Genomic DNA, 18,595 nt, shown 5'->3' with positions numbered 1-18,595 from the left:
TTTAATGAAGAATTTGGCATTTTCACGACAAGAAAAGGACATTTCACGACATAAGTAAAGATTCTACCTCCAATTATTTGTAAGATGAAATTACAATCATACTTAATGAGGTGAGAATATTGATTTATATACATGAAGTTACAAAACAGTTTAAAGATAAGAAAAAGTACGTAACCGCATTAAAACATGTCTCTCTTTCAATTCAAAAAGGTGAGGTGGTCGGGCTGTTAGGCGAAAATGGTGCCGGAAAGACGACGCTTCTCAGGACGATTGCAACTTTGCTATCGCCTACAGAGGGGTCGATAGAAGTAGCGGGTTACGATACCATCAAGAATCCCAACGAAATCAAAACGAAGATCGGTGTGTTATTTGGAGGGGAAACGGGATTGTATGACCGTTTATCTGCCCGAGAAAACCTGCAATACTTTGCCCAATTATACGGGTTAAGTAAGCATGAAGCGAAGGTGAGGATCGATGACCTCTCACGGATGTTCGGGATGAGGGATTATCTTGACAGGAGGGTGGGAGGCTTCTCCAAGGGGATGCGTCAGAAAGTCGCCATCGCACGAACCCTGATTCATAATCCGGAAATCATTCTCTTTGACGAACCAACGACCGGTCTCGACATTACTTCATCCAATGTATTCCGCCAGCTTGTACATCAGTTGAAGCGAGAAGGAAAGACTATCCTCTTCTCCAGTCACATCATGGAGGAAGTCTCCATGCTATGTGACAAAGTAGCCATGATGCATAAAGGGGAATTGGTGTACCAGGGGGATATTGAAGAATTATATAAGACTGAAAAGAGCAGGGATCTTAATTATATCTTCATGAGTAAACTGGTGAGAGGGGATGAACATTATGCTTCTTAGTATCTATTTGAAAGAATTGAAAGACAGCTTCAGAGACAGAAGAACTCTTCTTTTGACCGTCTTTCTTCCGATATTTATGATGAGTGGACTCGTATTCTTCTATGAAAATATGGTTTCAGACGGCGAGGGTGAAACGTATGCCCTTGCAGTAGACTCCAATGTCAGTAAGGACGTCTCACAAATTTTCTCAGGAAATGAAACGATTGAATTAGTTAAAACAGACAATCCCAGGAAAGCCGTAGAAGAGGGAGAGGCACTTGTTGCCATGATTGTGAGCAGTGATTTCATTCAAAATATCAATGAAGGAAAGCAAGCCGATATCACCTTAATAGGAGATTCCTTCAGCCAGAACTCCAGCAACCTGATGAATGCGGCTACAAATTCCCTCACCGCCTTTGAGAAAAAGGTTACGTCAGAAAGGTTGAGAGCTGAAGGGACGGACCTTTCTGTCATTCAGCCATTCACCATCATAAAACAGGAAGTGTCAGATGACGAGGGGAGTATGTTCCTGTTATCTTTTCTTGTTCCGCTAATCCTGGCTATATCCATAGGAGTGGGTACCTCCCCATCGGCAGCTGACTTATTTGCTGGGGAAAAAGAAAAGAAAACGATGGAAGCTTTACTCATGACACCTGTCAAACGATCCACATTAATGCTTTCCAAGTGGTTGACTATTGCTACCGTAGGTGTCATTACAGGTCTTGTCACGCTCATTGTCCTCGCCATAGAAATCAGCATGTTCACAGAAAACTTGAAAGAAGCAGTATCCTTTGGTGAAAATGTCTATGTGATAGTAGGGATTTCCCTGCTGCTTACTATTGTGTATGCCGTGTTTATCGCTTCCCTGCAGATGATCACAAGCATTCTGGGGAAAACCGTTAAAGAAGCCGGTAGCTACAGTGCACCGATTATGATGCTTGCAGCGTTCCCAGGCATGTTCATCACGAATGTCGGACTAAATGAACTTACCTTTAAACATTTTGCCATCCCGATCCTTAACCTATTCAGCCAATTCAAAGAATTGCTGATGGGTGTGGTCGACTATCAGCACATCGCGATTACCATAGGAAGCAATCTGGTGATTATGGTGATCATCTTTGCCATTGGCAGAGTTCTATTTTTAAAGGATAAATGGGTGATGAACTAAAGAGAAATACAGTATCCACGTCTCTAAACGAGTGATTGCTTCAAATTTTTTCTGTATTGCATTATATGGTTATTTGAACTGAAAAAACATTGACTAAGCTGATCGAGTATAAAATTTATACAAGGAGGATGGGAGATGAAGGAGAATCTTACTTTCGCATGGATCGCTTCTTGGTTTGCCCTCTTGGGTCAACTGTTATTTTTCATATGTGTAGCCCTTTACACCGGTCAATGGATGTACGTGATGTGGAGTTTCGTGGTAAGCATGTCAGTAGGGGTACCGAGTATGATCCGTACTTGGCAGGCTGCTAATAAGCAACACCAACAATTATGAAAAGAAGGGAAAACAAGTAATGGACAATGTCGATAAACGAAACCGACTGGATTATTCTCCTTTTCATTTCCGGGTTCTCAAAGATCAAACCGTATTTATTGAGTATGAAGGTAAGCAGGTGAAAACATTAAAAGGCAGAGAAGCGGATAAATTTTTGAAAAAAATGAAAGATGCCCATGATGAAAAAGGGATTCAGTTGATCATGGCAAAAGTAACGGGGAATTTCAAGAGGGGTAATGAGCGAAAGAATTGAAAGCGCATATTCGAAATTAATTTGTATTGGAGGATTTCCGAATCAGGGAGTCCTCTTTTTCTATTACGCTAGCAATTTGAATATTATGGTAAAATAAATAGGATATTAAGATTCTTTACTAACTTTTTGCTGTTTCCGTATAATTTTGCATTGTTTAAACGTTTTACATATGAACGATAAATTAGAGGGGGATGACCATGCGGGAAAAAATGAAAGAATCATTTACGGAAAAAAACAGGGAATTGGCGATTGAATTCAATTCCATGATGGAAGAGTTTAAAGAAGGCTTGTGGAGGTATTGCCGTTATTTAACGGGCTCACCCTGGGATGGAGAGGATTTATTTCAAGATACCATGCTAAAAGCATTCGGAGGCTATTACCAGCGTTGGCACCCGACTAACCCGAAAGCCTATTTATATCGAATGGCGACAACTACGTGGATTGACCAGTGCCGTAAAGAAAAAAGGCATGTCGGTCTTCTTGAGGAAGATGCACTTCCTCAAGAAAACTTCACAGATGGTCTGGAGGCAGAGGAAGCATTACACATCCTTTTTGACCTTTTTTACCCCAGGCAGGTGGCGGTATTTTTGTTAAAAGAAGTGTTCAGGTTCGATGCCAGGGAAGTGGCGGGTATGGTAAGGACCACTCCGGGAGCAATCTATGCAACGGTCCGTCGAATGAAAGAGAAGTTGGCATCTGTCGACCTACTCGAGAGCAGGACTCACCATCCAGTATCTGACACTCATCCGGTCATCCAAGCCTACCTGAATGCAATGAATGAAGGTGATATTCAAGCCGTTATGGCATTAATCAGTGAAGAAGCCCATAATGAGGCTGCCCTCGGTTTCCAGGAATACAGCAAGGGAGAGATGCGTTCCGGATCCATGAAATATGGCCTCCCTGGTATGAGGGCTGAGGAATACAGCTTATGGGGCCGTAATGTCATAGTCATGCTTTCAGAGGGAACGAAAGGACCTGAAATCCATGATATCCAGTACCAGGAAGTGGAGAATGAGAAGATTGTGCACCATATTAGCTACTACTTTAGAAAAGAATTGATTTTTGCCGCTGGTGAAGAACTGGGGATTCCACCTCAAATCGACAAGCCTGTAGTGGATTGGAATTTATAGGAGTACAAGAAGCCAATCTGATGATTGAGCTTCTTTTTTTAAAAGCTATAATGGTTGATGGATAATTATGTTAAAGTGTAGTCATAACTTTCTTTTATTTTTTGTTGGCTTTGGAATGAAGTGATTTGGTAGAGAGTTAGAACAAAGGGAGGAGATCCAAGATGCAAATACGTTTGAAAAATGAAACCCTCATAGAAATAAGGGCATATGAAACAGAAGATTTTTTCTACATACATACTTTAAATAGAGAAGAAAAGTGGAATAATCTTGTGGAAAGTATGGAAAGTACAAAGGATGCCTGGGAGCATTCGAACATTGCATATGTTGCAGAGTTTAATGGGCGTGTCATCGGGTATATCCGTGGACTTACGGATCAATCTGTATCATTGTTTATTTGTGAACTACTAGTCAACGCAGATTTCCGCGGGTTGGGCATAGGGGATGCTCTACTCAAATACGTTCATGGGCTATTTCCAAAGACGAGAATTGAAATGCTGACCAACACGTCTTCTCATACCTATTATGAACAAAAAGGATACAGACCGTTTTATGGGTTTAGAAAGACCTTTGCAGAGCATTAATCAGATTTCATATTTTTCAAGACTGCTACGAACTTATAACCCTCTTAACTGCCTGACCATATCTGAAATGAGGATTGTATTTGAATTCCATCTTCTACATAAACTGAAAAAATAGGGTGGAATTCATCACCAGACCCAGGGAGAAATTGGAGTGGGGGATGAAGGTCGCTCATTTTCGTGATCCAGAGGGGCACTACTGGAAATCTATGAAAATATTTAAGATGATCACTAACAAGGATCTTCTCTTCTATCAATAGGAGGTATAACACATTATGACCAATCTGTCAGGCAAAATAGCCATCGTGACGGGAGCAAGCCGAGACAAGGGAATTGGGGCAGCCATTTGTCGTTCACTTGCACGTGCAGGTGCAGATGTCTTCTTTACTCATTTGAGTTCATTTGATGAAATGAGTGGAACGGGAGCAGATCATAGCTTTCCTCATCTTCTATGTGAGGAACTGCTCCATACGGGAGTGCGCGCTGCTCATATGGAGCTGGATCTGAGTGACGAAACAGTTCCCTCTCGATTGATGGACCAAGTACAAGAAACTCTAGGCACACCTACAATATTAGTGAATAATGCAACATACGAAGCGCCGGCGAACTTTCGTACACTTGATAAAAGCATTCTCGATAAGCATTACCAAGTAAACAATAGCGGTACCATACTGTTAACAATGGAGTTTGCAAGGAGATATGAGAGAGCTTTCCCGGGGTGCAATTATGGTCGGATTATCAACATGGTTTCAAAAGGACCGGACCCTGATAATTTGGCATATATTGCGTCAAAGGGAATGTTGATTGCAATAACAGAACCGTTATCAGTCGGACTTGCACCTGTTGGGATCACCGTAAACTCGATTGATCCCGGCCCGACCGATTCAGGGTGGATCACTGATGAAATCAGAAATCATTTGCTCCCCATGTTTCCAAGCGGCCGTATCGGAGAACCCGATGACGCAGCAAGACTGATCAAATTCTTAGCCAGTGAAGAATCCGGATGGATCACAGGACAATTAATTAAATCCGAAGGCGGTTTTATAGGCAAGTAATGGTTTTAAAGAGGGACGGACCTGCCTTTAAGAAATATAGGTCCGTCCCTCTATTTACAAAATTATCTAACAATGAGATAATAATGAAAATGTTACGGGGAGGGATAGTAAGTTTATGGAACCAACTAATTGCTGATTAATTTATTTTTAAATTAATACGGATTTTGTAATGAGCTAAGAGTGCCTATGGAAGATGGGTTTATTTATTATGCTCTTTATGGGATCAGGCAATTAGAAGGAAACTTACTTTCCTGATATCAAGATGATATTCTCATGAAGAGGTATGCAACGTCAGCAATATGTATGACGTTGGTTGCTTCTTTATGGATTAGATGTTGATCATGATAGAAGGCTGTAAGAAGGATTACCTTCTTATGGTCTTTTTTTATTGTATAAATGAATAGAAGTAAGCCTTTTTTTAACCTGTCCATAACTAGCGTAGCTTCATGTTAAATGAAAGAAGGGACGCATATGTTGGAGTTAAAAGTAAATGGAATCAAAAAATATATGGAAGCGACACTTGTTGTTGAAGATGTTTCTCTTGAAGTTTTTCAAGGAGACAAAGTGGGAATCGTCGGGGAGAATGGATGCGGGAAAAGTACAGTCTTAAAGGTGATTGCAGGCATAGAGCCAATGAATTATTATCCTGGATACCCCCAGACTTCAAGCTACGGATACGATGAAGGTCTCATCCACATTTCGAAGGGCGCAACCAGTGCCTACCTTGAACAATCGCCAAAACACCCAGCAGGATTGCAAGCGAGGGATGTTCTTTATTCAGCATTTGAGGAAGTAGATCGAATAGAATTAGAAATGCGTAAATTGGAAAATGACATGAGGGTGTTGGAAGGGAATGACCTTGCTAGAGCATTGAATCAATACAGTAATCTCATTCAATTATTCGAAGTGAAGGGAGGGTATGAGCGGGATGAGAAGATAAGCAAGGTCTGTACGGGACTGCAGCTTACAGAAAGCTTGTTGGAGCGTGACTTTGATCTATTAAGTGGTGGAGAAAAAACAACCGTCGGGTTAGGGAAGCTGTTGATCCACCAGCCGGACATCCTGCTCCTGGATGAACCGACGAATCACCTGGATATGTCATCGATCGAATGGCTGGAAGGCTACCTGAAGAGCTATAAAGGTATGGTCCTCATTGTCTCCCATGATCGCTATTTCTTAGATAACGTAGTCACGAGAATTGTGGAAATTGAAGATAAAAAATCGATTTCCTATAAGGGGAATTACAGTTCTTTTGTGCTTCAGAAAGAAGAGAATATGAGAATCCAATACGAACATTTCAAAGAACAGCAAAAGAAGATCAAACGTATGGAAAATACGGTAATAAGTTTACGAGATTGGGCAATGAGGGCGGATAATACGAAGTTCTTTAAAAGGGCTGCAAGCGTTCAGAAAAAGTTATCCAAGATCGAGCCTATCGATAAACCCATTTTTGAAAGAAGGAACATGCAGCTTGACGTGAAAGCTTCAGGAAGATCGGGGAAAGAGACTATTAAAGGAGTTGGATTGTCGAAACAGTTCGGGGGAAAATTGATATTTGCCAATACTGATATCATGGTCCGGCACGGAGAAAGAGTGGGAATGTTAGGTCCAAATGGATGCGGAAAAACCACCTTCCTAAGGATGCTTATCGGCGAAGATCAACCTGATGATGGCGTAATCCAGTTTGGTGCAAATGTAAAAGCCGCCTACTTACCTCAAATCATTACATTTAAAAACGAAGAGGCAACCGTCCTTGATGCTTTCCGGGAGAACATCACTATACTGGAAGGGAAGGCGCGGGAGTATCTTTCGAAGTTCATGTTTTACAAAGGAAGTGTGTTCAAGAAAGTAAAACACCTTTCAGGGGGAGAACGAATCCGATTAAAACTTGCACTGTTATTGTTTCAGGATATCAATCTATTGATTCTGGATGAGCCGACGAATCACCTGGATATTGATACGATCGAAACGATTGAGGAAGCCTTGGACGAATTCAGTGGTACCATTTTCTTCATCTCACACGACCGCTATTTTATCAATAGAATGGCACAAAGGATCATTGCCGTTGAGGATTACACATTAAAAAGCTACAGTGGCAATTATGATGATTATAAAAGTGAAATGAATAAGCGGAGAAAAGAGTAAGAGACTTTTAATTGTGAGGGACGGACCTTGAAAACAAGGTCCGTCCCTATTTGTAAATGTTGACAATTGAGTGGGATAGTCGTTATTATTTAATTAAACACTGGTCAATAAAAGGAAGTTTGATAATATGTCACCAAGAAAAGCGGTAAAACAAGAACTCACTAAAGAAATGATAATGGCTTCTGCACGGGAGCTATTTCTAAAAAAAGGGTACCAACAGGTTTCCATAAGGCAGGTTGCATCTGAACTGGGTTACAGCCATGGATCAATTTATTATCATTTTAAGAATAAAGCTGAATTATTCTATGCCATAATTGAAAGTGATTTCAAATTGTTAGATCAATGGCTTGATGACGTAATGAATCAAAAGATGGATAATCGAGGAAAGTTGAAGGCAGTGCTACTTGCTTACATTCGATTTGGTATGACACATAAAAGTCAGTATGAAATGATGTTTTTATTATCTGATGATGAAGTGAAAAGCTATGTGAATAAGGGACCGAACGAATCTTATGAGAAATTTGCTAAAGCCATTATTCTATTGAGTAACAAAAAAATTAGCATCCAGCAGACATGGTCTATATTTCTATCTTTACATGGGTTTGTCAGTCACTACTGCCGTTGTGACGACACATATGTTGAAGTAGGGAACCTTGCAGAGTCACATGTGAATTTTATCCTGAAATCCTTAGGGTAAAATTTTTTGGAGTTATTTGACCAGTGGTTAATTAATGAGAGGGGAAGAAAAATGAATAAAGTTATGGTCATTGGAGCATCAGGGGGAATGGGATATGCTCTGGTAGAGGAATTAATCAATAGGGGAATTGAGGTAGTTGCATTCGCACGGCGTAAGGAAAAACTAATTCAATTATTTGGCAGTAAGAAATTAGTATCTATCCGGTCCGGTGATGCTGAAAATCCTGACCACCTTATCCAAAGCGCTATAGGATGTGAAATAATCTTTCATGCAATGAATCTTCCTTATGAAGAATGGAGCGGGAAGCTAAGTATGATTACGAAAAATATTATCTTTGCTGCAGAAAGAAATAATGCTAAACTCGCTGTGGTTGATAATATTTATGCATACGGAAAAAGCGGTGGAGTAAAGCTGTCAGAGGACTTTGATAAGCATCCACATACGAAGAAAGGAAAGCTACGATTAGATATGGACCATTTATTAAAGGCTTCTTCTGTCCAGACTTTGGTTTGCCATTTTCCAGACTTTTATGGGCCGAACGCCAAAAATACTTATATTCACTTCACCCTTGCTCAGCTTATGAAAAAGAATAAGGCAGGTTTTGTCGGACCTAAGGATATTTCTCGCGAATTTATTTATACAAAGGATGGAGCAAAGGTAATGGTAGACTTGGCTTGCATTGATGAAGCTTACAATCAAAATTGGAATATTCCTGGTGCCATACCAACGAACGGTATTGAATTTGAACAGCTTATAAAAAGGGTTCTCGGAGAAGAAAAAGGGCTTTACTATATCTCAAAACCGATGTTTTCTCTCTTCGCCCTCTTTGCTGGTAAAGGAATGCGTGAAGCATTGGAGATGCAGTATATTAATTCAGAACCTACCATTCTATCAGGTGAAAAATTGGAAGCGTTTATGGGGAAAATAGAAGCAACTCCCTTCGAGCAGGGGATAAAGGATACGATCGCGTATATGAATGCTTAGTGAATGGATAACTTAACTGAAGAAGGGACGGACCTTGAAAACAAGGTCCGTCCCTCATCACGTAAAAGTGATATAATGAATATCTGAAAAAAATATAGGTAAGGACGTAGATTAAATGAAGTACATATGGAAGCAATATATGAAAGTGCCATTTGTTTTGAAGATGTCCGTCGGGTTCCTTTTAGGGATCATCGTCGGTCTTGTCTTTAAATCAGATGCTGAGATCCTGAGACCTTTTGGGACGGTACTAATTCATCTTCTTAGCTTGATTGCCATTCCGGTGATATTCCTCACTGTGGTTCAAGCAGTGAACAAGATGAGTATGACACAGCTTGGTCGGATGGGTTGGAAGCTGATTCTTTATTATGCTGCTACTACGGCAGCCGCTGTCTTCATCGGTCTTGGTTTGGCGTTCCTGTTCAACCCTGGAACAAATTTAGAACTGCCCAATACGCAGGTGGAAGAACCGAAAGCACCGCAGTTTGGGGATGTCTTACTGCAAATCATTCCTGATAATCTATTCCAGGCTTTTGCCGGTGGTGATACTCTGGCCATTATGTTCCTTTCGATCATCATGGGGATAGCCATTTCGTGGATGAAATATTCTGCAGACAGAAAGATGGAAGAATACGGGCAATTATTGGATAAATTTTTTACTGCCTTCAACGAAATGTTTTATATTCTCCTAAGAGGGGTGTTGGCTTATGCTCCCATCGGTGTGTTTGCCATCAGTGCGGCTACATTTGGTCAGCAGGGGTGGGAAACGATCCAATCTCTATTGAAGTTTGTCGGGGTCTTTTATCTTGGAATCCTTCTTTTGTGGGTTGTAGTATATGCTGGATTCTTGAAGCTGACGGGTAACTCTGTCATCAATTTCTTCAAACAGACGAAAGAAGCATATAGCACTGCTTTCTTTACATCCAGCAGCATCGCATCCTTGCCGGTAGCCATTCAGTCTGCTAAAAAAGCCGGTATTTCTGAAAAAACGGCGAATTTCGCCTTACCTTTAGGGGCTATCTTCAATTCAGACGGGGGAGCTTTACGAATGGGTGTATCGATTGTATTCGCTGCAAATGTGACGAATCTGCACCTTTCTGTTACAGACCTGTTGATGATCGTTCTGGTCGGGACTTTACTATCTATAGGAACATCTGGAGTTCCTGCTGCAGGACTGGTTACATTATCTGCGGTATTAACGATGTTCGGCTTACCACTCGAAATAGTCGCCCTCATTGCAGGAGTCGATGCCATCATCGGGATGGGTGGAACGGCATCTAACGTTACCGGCGACATCGTTGGTGCAGCTGTCGTAGATCGCTCAGAAGAGAAAAACGGCTAATTTGTTATGAAAGAGGGACGGACCTTGAAAACAAGGTCCGTCCCTCTATTTAATTCGGATGCTCAATCAAGGATATCAGTTTCTTTATGACAGGATCTGAAGTCGCTGTTTCAGGATGAACTGCATAGATGGGTCGGTGGACAACATGTGGTTCAATGGGGACGAGTTTTCCTTGGAGCACTTCGTCTTTGACCATGGAGCTTGAAAGAAATGCGATTCCGAGTCCTCTTACAGCAAGTTGTTTGATTAAGAAATGACTGCTTGCTTCAAGGACTTCAACCGGTACGATGCGCTCCGACTTTAAGAATTCATCCGCATATTCCCTCGTCCCAGACCCTTTTTCCCTGAGGATGAACGGGGAAGAGTGCAGGTTCATCCTGTTGCTCGCGAAGAAGCGGAGCTCATCCCGACTGATCACCTCTACATGAAAGGGTTCTAATCCTTTTGTTCCTTCTACGAGGGCAAGATCGAGATTGTTTGAATTCAAAGCTTCCACTATCGTCTCGTGATTATGTATCATCAATTGTAAACGGACTTGAGGGTATAAGACCTTGATCCTTTTAACAAAATCAGGAAGCAGAACATCACTGACGGTGTGAGTGGACCCAATCCGTAATTGAATTTCCTGCTTCTTTTGATTCACTTGTTCCATTTCCCTCCACAATTCCATCATCTTTTTTCCCTGCTCAAATATCCGTTCTCCTGCAGGCGTCAACTTAAACAGTTGATTGGTGGAGGAACGGTGAATGAGTGCTACTCCAAGGGCTTGCTCCAACTTTTTAATATGGACGCTGACGGTAGGTTGAGATAAATTCAGGTATTCACTTGTCTTGGTGAAATGCTGAAGTTGGGCGAGAGTAACAAACGTGCGAATCCAGTCCAGTTGCATCATATACCTCCATTAATAAACGTAATCGACTATATTATCATTATTCATTTCTATTATAACTTATATAGAGGTATAATGTTCTATGAAGGAAGTGACGTACGACATGGAATGGATTTTATTTATGATAGGTGGCGCCGTCATCGGTGTCATCTCAGGTTTTTTTGGGATAGGGGGTGGGATTGTTCTGACTCCTACCTTACTGGTTCTTGGATATGAGCCTAGTCAGGCCATCATCTTATCCTTGATGCTTACTCTGGGATCTACGGTGACAGGTACCCTGTCACATCTGCGTTTAAAAAATGTATCCAAAAAGTTAGCGGTTTTCCTTGGGGTTTTCGGAGTAATAGGCTCTGTAGTAACCGTACCATTTGTAAAATGGCTTGACGCCATCAACGGGGCATCGACGTTCATCTCAATTGTCTATATTGCTATATTAAGTTGGTTTTCTTACCAGTTTTTAAGCAAACGACAACAGGACACGAAGCCTAAAGGGATCTTTGCAGCTCCCGTCATAGGCTTATTCACGGGAATGATTTCATCCCTTATGGGTGTCAGCGGTGGATTTGTCATGACTCCCTTACTTACAAAATGGCTCAAACTTGATCTGAACAAAGCAATTGGAACCAGTATTTCCGCTGCTTCCATTATCGTTTTGTCCGGGATCACCTCATATATGTACACAGGGGAGTCACTTGACTATCGCCACGGAATCTTGCTGATCATCGGTGCGTTGATCGGGACACCGATCGGTTCCATCCAGCTCAAACGATTCTCCGGCGTCATGGTAAAACGGATGCTTGCTGTCCTTTATATGGTCGTTGCAGTGAGTGTCTTATTCAAGATGCTGTCCATCGCAGCTGTCTCACTCGGTTTGATTCTGGGAGCGGTACTCGTTTTCTTCGGAATGCTGATTTATTCACTTCAGCAATCAAAAAGGACAGCAAACTACTAAAGAGACAATTTTTGGAGAGGGGATTCCCCTCTCTTTTTTTAATTTTAAAAGTTGGAAGGATAAAGTTGTTAAAGTAGAGAACCTATTTTTATAGCAAGATCCGAAGTAAGTATTGATAAGTATCCTTCTGATCTTGTTTCATCATTTATTGACAATCTGTCTAATGATTAGCGAGACAATAGACCTTACAATGGTAATAAGTCTAAAATTCATTAACAAAGGATGATTCTATTGACTATCAATCGAAAAAGATTAAGTCTTCATCTGCAAGAGTTAGCTGAAATCGGAAAAATTGGGGAAACTGGCGTTTGCCGCCTGGCTCACTCGAAAGAAGATCGAGAAGGAGTGGATAAGGTAAAAGGATGGATGGAAGAGGCTGGATTAACGGCAAGGATTGATGGATTTGGTAATCTGATCGGCAGGATGGAAGGTAAAGATAAAAACAAACCCGCCCTTATACTTGGATCTCACATTGATTCACAGCCTTATGGGGGCAGATTCGATGGAACAGCGGGGGCCCTTGGAGCAATCGAAGTAGTTCATACCATGATGGACAATGGAATCATTCCTGAACGGACCATTGAAGTAATATGTTTCTCTGATGAAGAAGGAAGCCGTTTCAATAAAGGCATTTTTGGTGTCAGGGCTTTGGCTGGAATGTTGGAGGAAGGGGAACTCGATCGAAAAGACAAATCAGGGGTGACGAGAAGGGAGGCACTGAAGGAATTTGGTGTCGATACAGACCTGACATTAAGCCCTGTATATAGGAAGGGGGATATCGCCGCTTTCCTGGAGCTTCATATAGAACAAGGACCGGTGCTTGAAGGGAAAGATAAGCCGGTAGGAATTGTATCAGGAATTTCAGGGCCGATTTGGTTGACGGTCACGCTCGAAGGCTTTGCCGGTCATGCCGGATCCGTTCCAATGAAGATGAGACAGGATGCTCTGGTTGGTGCATCAGAAATGATTCGCAAATTCGATGAATTGGTTAAAGAAGAAGGAACCGATACCACAGTTGGTACAGTAGGAAGTATGCTGGTGTTTCCGAATTCCAGAAACATTATTGCTGAGAAGGTAGAGTTTACAATCGATCTTCGTGATATCGATCTTGAAGCACGGACCAAACTCGAACAAAAAATTTATCAAATGATCGAAGAAACCGCTTCCGCTTATCACCTTAAATATGACATCCAAGAAGATACACGAAGTGAACCAAGGTACTGTGCAGATTGGATTAAGAAAGTCATGAAGGAAGAAGACGAAAAGCTCGGGTTCGACTCTCCTACCTTGATGAGCGGACCGTTCCATGATGCCCTGATCATGTCCTATATTAGTGACTATGGAATGATCTTCGTCCGCTGTGAAAAAGGAATCAGTCACAATCCATTAGAGTTTGCAGAGATGGATGATATCGAAAAAGGTGTGCAGCTTCTATACGCCACCGCATTGCGAATTTGTCAGGAACAAAGAGTCGATCACCTTGTTCCGGATAAAGTCGGGTATTCTTCAAATGATAAAAACTAAAGAGTCTACTCTTGATTAGTACAAAGGAATGCTGTCCCGCTACGCCAGGCTATCTCTTATCATACTAAAGAGATAGCTTTATTTATCGTATAGTCAAACCTGTCAAGAGATCAATAAGGAACGATATCAGGTAGAATGCAATCGTTTGCACTTTAAAATAATATTAGATAAAATTTTATCAAAGCTACTTACATTGATGGAGGTCTACATGAAAACTGAAAAACAGAAAATGCTTAACGGTGAGCTTTATGAACCCTGGGATCCACAATTAACCGAAGAGAGAAAAAGAGCCCGTTATTTAACGCGAATGTTAAATCTAACAACGGAGGAAGAAGGGGGAAAAAGAGTTTCAACAATTAAACAGCTATTCGGTTCAACGGGAGAAACGGTTTATTTAGAACCAAACTTCAGATGCGATTATGGATATAACATTCGCGTAGGAAACAACTTCTTTGCTAATTTCGACTGTGTGATATTGGATGTGTGCAACGTCAGTATCGGAGAAAATTGTATGCTTGCACCCGGGGTACATATTTACACGGCGAGTCATCCTATCAATCCCATCGAGCGTAACAAGGGACCTGAATTTGGAAAGCCTGTCACCATCGGGGATAATTGCTGGATAGGCGGCGGGGCAATCATTAACCCAGGGGTGAATATTGGGGATAATGTAGTCATTGCGTCTGGTGCGGTTGTGACAAAAGACGTTCCCTCAAACGTAGTGATTGGTGGTAATCCTGCCCGGATCATCAAGGAAATTGAGTTGGAAGGGAAAACTTAATGGTATGATTAAGATAGAAAAAGGAGCTGGAAAAAACATACTCCCAGCTCCTTTATTTAAAATTTTTCAGGAAACTGCTTCACAATGCCATTAGATAAGGCATCAGACAAGTGACGAATATGTGCCCTCCCCTCATCAAAGCTTTTGATATTAGCTTTCCAATCTTTATTAATCCGTGCCACTGCTTCGTCGGTAACGAATTGTAGATGCATGTATAGCAAATCTTTCAATTCTTTCTCAGACCAATGGGAATTGGCGCTTGCTAAGAGTCGGGCAATGTCATCGGCATTTCGATACCACTCTTTATTAAGTTGTTCTAATTGAGCTGACTTGCCACCTTTTGCAGCATCGACGATCTTTCCTGCAAGTACAATATGTTCTGTTAATAAATCGGCTAATTTGTTACCTGCTTTTTCTCCATAATAGGGTTTGATTGCATTCCCGATATCCTTCTGATTCTGAAGCAACCTAGCCAGTACTACATCTGTATCTTCCAACCCATCCACTGCACTAATGATATAGTTTCTTGTGTAGAAGACGTGATCGGTCCATAGTGTCCTCATTTCTTCCCGGACTTTCATGCTAGCTTCACTTAAACAAGAATCCTGCTTAGCTGCTGCCATTCCCGGTAATGAAAAGAGGGACGCCATTACGATTAACAAAAGAACCCCATATTTCTTCAACTGAATTCCTCCCAGCACATTCGTTCTATGTTTATCATTTGCTTCTTTACGTCAAACATTCATTAAATTGTGATTAGAAGATATGTTAACTTGAAAAAAGTTGTCCATTTTTAATTAAATTGAGTTGCTTGTCCTCACCAACCCGACACTCTCGACATAAAGTGTTCTATGGAGGTGATGCATTGGCAAGAAAAATATTTCAATACCTTTTTCTCAGTCCACCCGTAAATCATGCCAAATTTGAAATGGGATCTCCTTCCCTCTCGAATCCGTACGTTGCACAGTTTGGGGTGACTCTTAGGCCCCATATAAAGGTAAAGAAACAATGGTTATAAGATCAACAGTTCATACTGGAAAAATTGAAGCGATCACAGTATGGAACTCCGCCGGTCAATCGATACAATGATTATGAATAAAGTGAATAAGAACGTGTTTTTTGCAATACAATAGAGAGAAAGAAAAAATTAAACCCTATAAGAAAGTCCCCTCCATGAATATAAAATTGTACGTGAAAAAAGTGTTTCCTGCTCATAAGCGGGGAACCTTTTTTATATTGAAAAGAGGTTGCGATAGGATAATGTCCAAGCATGCTTGTCCACTAGTGAATATAGTACTATATGTCAAACTCTTAGGAGGAAATTAATTGAAAACCATCATGATTGATCCAGGACATGGAGGATCTGATCCTGGTGCCACGTATAATGGAAATGAAGAAAAGAACTTCAATCTTTTGACGGCACTTGTAGTAAGGGATTATTTGGTGTCGAATTACAATGTGAAGGTATTAATGACGAGGACTGGGGACCAAACCTTGTCTTTAATAGATAGATCCAACCTTGCCAATCGTTCGAATCTGGATTTTTATTTATCCATTCACCACAATGCAGGTGGAGGGACCGGGTTTGAAAGCTATATATACAATGGAAGTGTACCTACACGGACTTTATCATATCAAAAGACTATCCACGAAGAAGTAATAGAAGCCGTTCAGCTATTTAAAGTAACAGACAGAGGGAAGAAGAGAGCAAATTTTCATGTACTCCGTGAAACGAAAATGCCATCAGTGTTAGTGGAAATTTTGTTTGTTGACACCTCAAAGGACGTTGCGCTCCTGATTGATACAAAATTCAGAAAAGCAGTAGGGATTTCCCTTGCAAAAGGAGTTGCAAAAGCACTTTCACTTCCAGCAAAAGAGTCCGGTAATCAGCCACTTTTCAAAGTGATAGCCGGGTCATTTACAGAACGGAAGAATGCTGAAGACAGGTTGAAAGAGTTGAAAGCTGCATCATTTGAGTCGTTCATTGATATTGTGGTCGTTTCTGGGAAAACGTATTTCAGGGTTCAAACTGGGGCTTTTTCAGTGAGGAAAAATGCTGAGGATCAGATAATAGCATTAAGCCGGGTTGGGATTGATGCCTTCCTTCTAAGAGAAGGGGCTGCGCCAGCTCCTGTGCCGACGGACCCTCCGCCAACCGATCCACCGGAACCTACCCAGCCCCCACAGCTGCCAGGTATCGAGTATACCATTATAGGAACATCTATTATCCAACCCCAGCAATTAGATGAGTTTGTTAAAACCGTGAACCCTTCCGCTCCCACGGTGGGGAAATTTTACATTTTTTACGGAAACCTTTATGGTATCCGTGGAGATATTGCATATGCACAAGCCATTCACGAAACCAATTATTTCAGATTCACAGGACAAGTGAAACCTTCTCAAAATAACTATGCAGGGATAGGTACAACCGGACCCGGAAATGATGGGGCTTCATTCGCTACGCCTGAACAGGGGGTACTTGCACACATTCAGCACCTTTACGCGTACGCATCAATCGAACCCCTTCCAGATGGTGCACCACTGGTCGACCCGCGATTTTCACTGGTCACCAGAGGTTCTGCCAAGAACTGGACCGATTTAAATGGAAAGTGGGCTGTTCCAGGAACTGCCTATGGTCAAAGCATTCTTTCTATATATAAAAGAAATATTGAAGATGCTCTTAAAGCAATTGAAAGTCAGAAAATATTGCTGAATAATGCGCTGGATAAATTGAATTAAGCTGAAAAGAGAGTGCTGTATAGTCGGCACTCTTAACTTTATTTAAAACCGATTTCACTTTTATTCCTAAATAAATGCAATAATCAGTCCATACATATGGATGGACCGGTACGTAAATACTAAACGTATGTTCGGGAGGTGAGTCCAATTGAAAAAAAAGAATTTTGAACAAATTTATGAAGAATACAAGCAAGAAGGTAATGTCCAGGCTAAAATGGAAATAGCTGATGAACTTTCTACAGGCGCAGAACAAATTGTTGCTGTCCGAAGAAACAGTGACGATGACCTTATCGCATTCAAGACCGAAAGTGGCAGGGAGTTGGATTATATAACCGCTCTCGAGGAGGCAAAAGCAGGAAAGATCGCCCATGTCGATGTGATTCATCGTTATGGCAGGGATGTCCTGCGAAGTGAGCCGGATGGACTGAAAGAAAATAATCTTAGTGAACTTCCTTCCTTCTAAAGAGGAAAAAATAAACGAGCATACCCAATAATGGGTTATGCTCGTTTTTGTGAGGGACGGACCTATCAGTCTTCCTCCTTCAATAAATGGTGCAACATTCGTTCTCGATCTTCAAAAAATTGAGATCCTTTAAGTAGCGTATACTTGGAATGTAAGAAGGATAGGAGTGAAATGAGGGGATGTCTTCTCTCTTGAGTGACACTGTCCGTATATAAGGCTGATGATAAAATGACATAGTTTCGCCCCTTTTTATCTATAGATTAACATAATGCATCATCATACAAACAAAAAACTGCCATTACCGGAGTAATGGCAGTTCGTTTAACGTTATCTCGAAGGTTCAAGTAGCACTACACTTTCTATAGTCGACGCCAAAAGGCTGATATCAGTAAATTCTTCCACTTTCATTGAATCCACATAGGTGATGCGGAAACATTCCCTGTCCAAATGGTAAGTAACGGTCATAACTGGTGAGTGCTCATGGTCAGAAATCGTATGAACAATCTCACTTTCCTTGAATTCCTTAAGAGTCTTGAGCATGGTTACGATATTTTCTAGTGACATTTAACATGTCTCCCTTCTACTGCTAGAGGGATTGACTAAATACAGTCTCGTAGACCCAATGAACCTTAAGTATAACATAGAACGGTTGAAATAGAAACATGCGTTCTGAAAACAACTGCAAATGATCAGTATGTCACAGGAAACAAATGT

At 41.2% G+C, this 18,595-nt stretch carries 19 protein-coding genes; 16 read left to right on the top strand and 3 right to left on the bottom strand.

Annotation, left to right across the window (positions count from 1 at the left end; genetic code table 11):
• Positions 1-119: 119 nt before the first annotated feature.
• The 11 genes from ACSQ2E_RS12340 to ACSQ2E_RS12290 all read left to right on the top strand — a co-directional run bounded on the left by ACSQ2E_RS12340 (position 120) and on the right by ACSQ2E_RS12290 (position 10,533).
• Positions 120-872, top strand: coding sequence for an ATP-binding cassette domain-containing protein (locus tag ACSQ2E_RS12340; protein ID WP_435990884.1), 753 nt, complete (start codon positions 120-122; stop codon positions 870-872).
• Complete coding sequence (locus tag ACSQ2E_RS12335) at positions 862-2,019, top strand: ABC transporter permease (RefSeq protein WP_435990882.1); 1,158 nt, start codon at positions 862-864, stop codon at positions 2,017-2,019. Before ACSQ2E_RS12340 ends, ACSQ2E_RS12335 begins: the two co-directional genes overlap by 11 nt.
• Positions 2,020-2,154: 135 nt before the next feature.
• A complete protein-coding gene (locus ACSQ2E_RS12330) occupies positions 2,155-2,352 on the top strand; it encodes a hypothetical protein (protein WP_435990880.1) in 198 nt (65 codons plus the stop codon).
• 19 nt (positions 2,353-2,371) lie between these two features.
• The gene (locus ACSQ2E_RS12325; RefSeq protein WP_435990878.1) at positions 2,372-2,605 is read left to right on the top strand and encodes a hypothetical protein; all 234 of its coding nucleotides are present in this window, start codon (positions 2,372-2,374) and stop codon (positions 2,603-2,605) included.
• 197 nt (positions 2,606-2,802) lie between these two features.
• Positions 2,803-3,735: a sigma-70 family RNA polymerase sigma factor gene (locus ACSQ2E_RS12320; protein WP_435990876.1), complete on the top strand. Its 933-nt coding sequence runs from the start codon at positions 2,803-2,805 to the stop codon at positions 3,733-3,735.
• A 161-nt stretch (positions 3,736-3,896) separates the two neighbouring features.
• On the top strand, positions 3,897-4,316 hold the full coding sequence (locus tag ACSQ2E_RS12315; RefSeq protein ID WP_435990874.1) for a GNAT family N-acetyltransferase: 420 nt from the start codon (positions 3,897-3,899) through the stop codon (positions 4,314-4,316).
• Between the two features lie 272 nt (positions 4,317-4,588).
• Positions 4,589-5,368, top strand: a complete 780-nt coding sequence (locus ACSQ2E_RS12310; RefSeq protein WP_435990872.1) for an SDR family oxidoreductase — start codon at positions 4,589-4,591, stop codon at positions 5,366-5,368.
• A 471-nt stretch (positions 5,369-5,839) separates the two neighbouring features.
• On the top strand, positions 5,840-7,513 hold the full coding sequence (gene abc-f, locus ACSQ2E_RS12305; protein ID WP_435990870.1) for a ribosomal protection-like ABC-F family protein: 1,674 nt from the start codon (positions 5,840-5,842) through the stop codon (positions 7,511-7,513).
• A 127-nt stretch (positions 7,514-7,640) separates the two neighbouring features.
• Positions 7,641-8,210: a TetR/AcrR family transcriptional regulator gene (locus ACSQ2E_RS12300; RefSeq protein WP_435990868.1), complete on the top strand. Its 570-nt coding sequence runs from the start codon at positions 7,641-7,643 to the stop codon at positions 8,208-8,210.
• Positions 8,211-8,261: 51 nt separating this feature from the next.
• Entirely contained in the window at positions 8,262-9,194 is a 933-nt protein-coding gene (locus ACSQ2E_RS12295; RefSeq protein WP_435990866.1) for an NAD(P)H-binding protein, read from the top strand.
• Positions 9,195-9,309: 115 nt separating this feature from the next.
• The gene (locus ACSQ2E_RS12290) at positions 9,310-10,533 is read left to right on the top strand and encodes a dicarboxylate/amino acid:cation symporter (protein WP_435990864.1); all 1,224 of its coding nucleotides are present in this window, start codon (positions 9,310-9,312) and stop codon (positions 10,531-10,533) included.
• 49 nt (positions 10,534-10,582) lie between these two features.
• Here the strand turns inward: ACSQ2E_RS12290 and ACSQ2E_RS12285 are convergent, their stop codons facing one another.
• A complete protein-coding gene (locus ACSQ2E_RS12285; RefSeq protein ID WP_435990862.1) occupies positions 10,583-11,425 on the bottom strand; it encodes a LysR family transcriptional regulator in 843 nt (280 codons plus the stop codon).
• Positions 11,426-11,504: 79 nt separating this feature from the next.
• Here ACSQ2E_RS12285 and ACSQ2E_RS12280 point away from each other — a divergent pair, with 79 nt between their 5' ends.
• From ACSQ2E_RS12280 to ACSQ2E_RS12270, 3 genes are all read left to right on the top strand, one after another.
• Positions 11,505-12,374, top strand: coding sequence for a sulfite exporter TauE/SafE family protein (locus ACSQ2E_RS12280; protein ID WP_435990860.1), 870 nt, complete (start codon positions 11,505-11,507; stop codon positions 12,372-12,374).
• Positions 12,375-12,605: 231 nt separating this feature from the next.
• Complete coding sequence (locus tag ACSQ2E_RS12275) at positions 12,606-13,898, top strand: M20 family metallo-hydrolase (protein WP_435990858.1); 1,293 nt, start codon at positions 12,606-12,608, stop codon at positions 13,896-13,898.
• 208 nt (positions 13,899-14,106) lie between these two features.
• Positions 14,107-14,679 carry a maltose acetyltransferase domain-containing protein gene (locus ACSQ2E_RS12270; protein WP_435990856.1) on the top strand — a complete coding sequence of 191 codons (573 nt, stop codon included), beginning with the start codon at positions 14,107-14,109 and terminating at the stop codon, positions 14,677-14,679.
• 56 nt (positions 14,680-14,735) lie between these two features.
• Here the strand turns inward: ACSQ2E_RS12270 and ACSQ2E_RS12265 are convergent, their stop codons facing one another.
• Positions 14,736-15,329, bottom strand: coding sequence for a glycosyltransferase (locus ACSQ2E_RS12265; RefSeq protein ID WP_435994518.1), 594 nt, complete (start codon positions 15,327-15,329; stop codon positions 14,736-14,738).
• Between the two features lie 676 nt (positions 15,330-16,005).
• Here ACSQ2E_RS12265 and ACSQ2E_RS12260 point away from each other — a divergent pair.
• Both ACSQ2E_RS12260 and ACSQ2E_RS12255 read left to right on the top strand, forming a co-directional pair.
• Complete coding sequence (locus tag ACSQ2E_RS12260) at positions 16,006-17,418, top strand: N-acetylmuramoyl-L-alanine amidase (RefSeq protein WP_435990854.1); 1,413 nt, start codon at positions 16,006-16,008, stop codon at positions 17,416-17,418.
• 148 nt (positions 17,419-17,566) lie between these two features.
• Positions 17,567-17,881 (top strand): DUF3892 domain-containing protein, encoded by a 315-nt coding sequence (locus ACSQ2E_RS12255; RefSeq protein ID WP_435990852.1) that lies wholly within the window; start codon positions 17,567-17,569, stop codon positions 17,879-17,881.
• Positions 17,882-18,208: 327 nt separating this feature from the next.
• On the opposite strand, the gene ACSQ2E_RS12250 is transcribed toward ACSQ2E_RS12255, so the two are convergent.
• Positions 18,209-18,445 (bottom strand): hypothetical protein, encoded by a 237-nt coding sequence (locus ACSQ2E_RS12250; protein ID WP_435990850.1) that lies wholly within the window; start codon positions 18,443-18,445, stop codon positions 18,209-18,211.
• Between the last annotated feature and the right edge of the window lie 150 nt (positions 18,446-18,595).

This window comes from Rossellomorea sp. LjRoot5 (genome assembly GCF_964253455.1).
In the GTDB taxonomy this organism is placed as follows: Bacteria; Bacillota; Bacilli; order Bacillales; family Bacillaceae_B; genus Rossellomorea.
The sequence above is the reverse complement of the archived record's forward strand: the minus strand, read 5'-3'. Positions and strand labels throughout refer to the sequence as shown.

Bases quoted from the DNA above. Each gene is read 5' to 3' on its own strand.
- ACSQ2E_RS12335 (WP_435990882.1), top strand. From the start codon at position 862: ATGCTTCTTAGTATCTATTTGAAAGAATTGAAAGACAGCTTCAGAGAC.
- ACSQ2E_RS12330 (WP_435990880.1), top strand. From the start codon at position 2,155: ATGAAGGAGAATCTTACTTTCGCATGGATCGCTTCTTGGTTTGCCCTC.
- ACSQ2E_RS12325 (WP_435990878.1), top strand. From the start codon at position 2,372: ATGGACAATGTCGATAAACGAAACCGACTGGATTATTCTCCTTTTCAT.
- ACSQ2E_RS12320 (WP_435990876.1), top strand. From the start codon at position 2,803: ATGCGGGAAAAAATGAAAGAATCATTTACGGAAAAAAACAGGGAATTG.
- ACSQ2E_RS12315 (WP_435990874.1), top strand. From the start codon at position 3,897: ATGCAAATACGTTTGAAAAATGAAACCCTCATAGAAATAAGGGCATAT.
- ACSQ2E_RS12310 (WP_435990872.1), top strand. From the start codon at position 4,589: ATGACCAATCTGTCAGGCAAAATAGCCATCGTGACGGGAGCAAGCCGA.
- abc-f (WP_435990870.1), top strand. From the start codon at position 5,840: ATGTTGGAGTTAAAAGTAAATGGAATCAAAAAATATATGGAAGCGACA.
- ACSQ2E_RS12300 (WP_435990868.1), top strand. From the start codon at position 7,641: ATGTCACCAAGAAAAGCGGTAAAACAAGAACTCACTAAAGAAATGATA.
- ACSQ2E_RS12295 (WP_435990866.1), top strand. From the start codon at position 8,262: ATGAATAAAGTTATGGTCATTGGAGCATCAGGGGGAATGGGATATGCT.
- ACSQ2E_RS12290 (WP_435990864.1), top strand. From the start codon at position 9,310: ATGAAGTACATATGGAAGCAATATATGAAAGTGCCATTTGTTTTGAAG.
- ACSQ2E_RS12285 (WP_435990862.1), bottom strand. From the start codon at position 11,425: ATGATGCAACTGGACTGGATTCGCACGTTTGTTACTCTCGCCCAACTT.
- ACSQ2E_RS12280 (WP_435990860.1), top strand. From the start codon at position 11,505: ATGAAGGAAGTGACGTACGACATGGAATGGATTTTATTTATGATAGGT.
- ACSQ2E_RS12270 (WP_435990856.1), top strand. From the start codon at position 14,107: ATGAAAACTGAAAAACAGAAAATGCTTAACGGTGAGCTTTATGAACCC.
- ACSQ2E_RS12265 (WP_435994518.1), bottom strand. From the start codon at position 15,329: ATGGCGTCCCTCTTTTCATTACCGGGAATGGCAGCAGCTAAGCAGGAT.
- ACSQ2E_RS12250 (WP_435990850.1), bottom strand. From the start codon at position 18,445: ATGTCACTAGAAAATATCGTAACCATGCTCAAGACTCTTAAGGAATTC.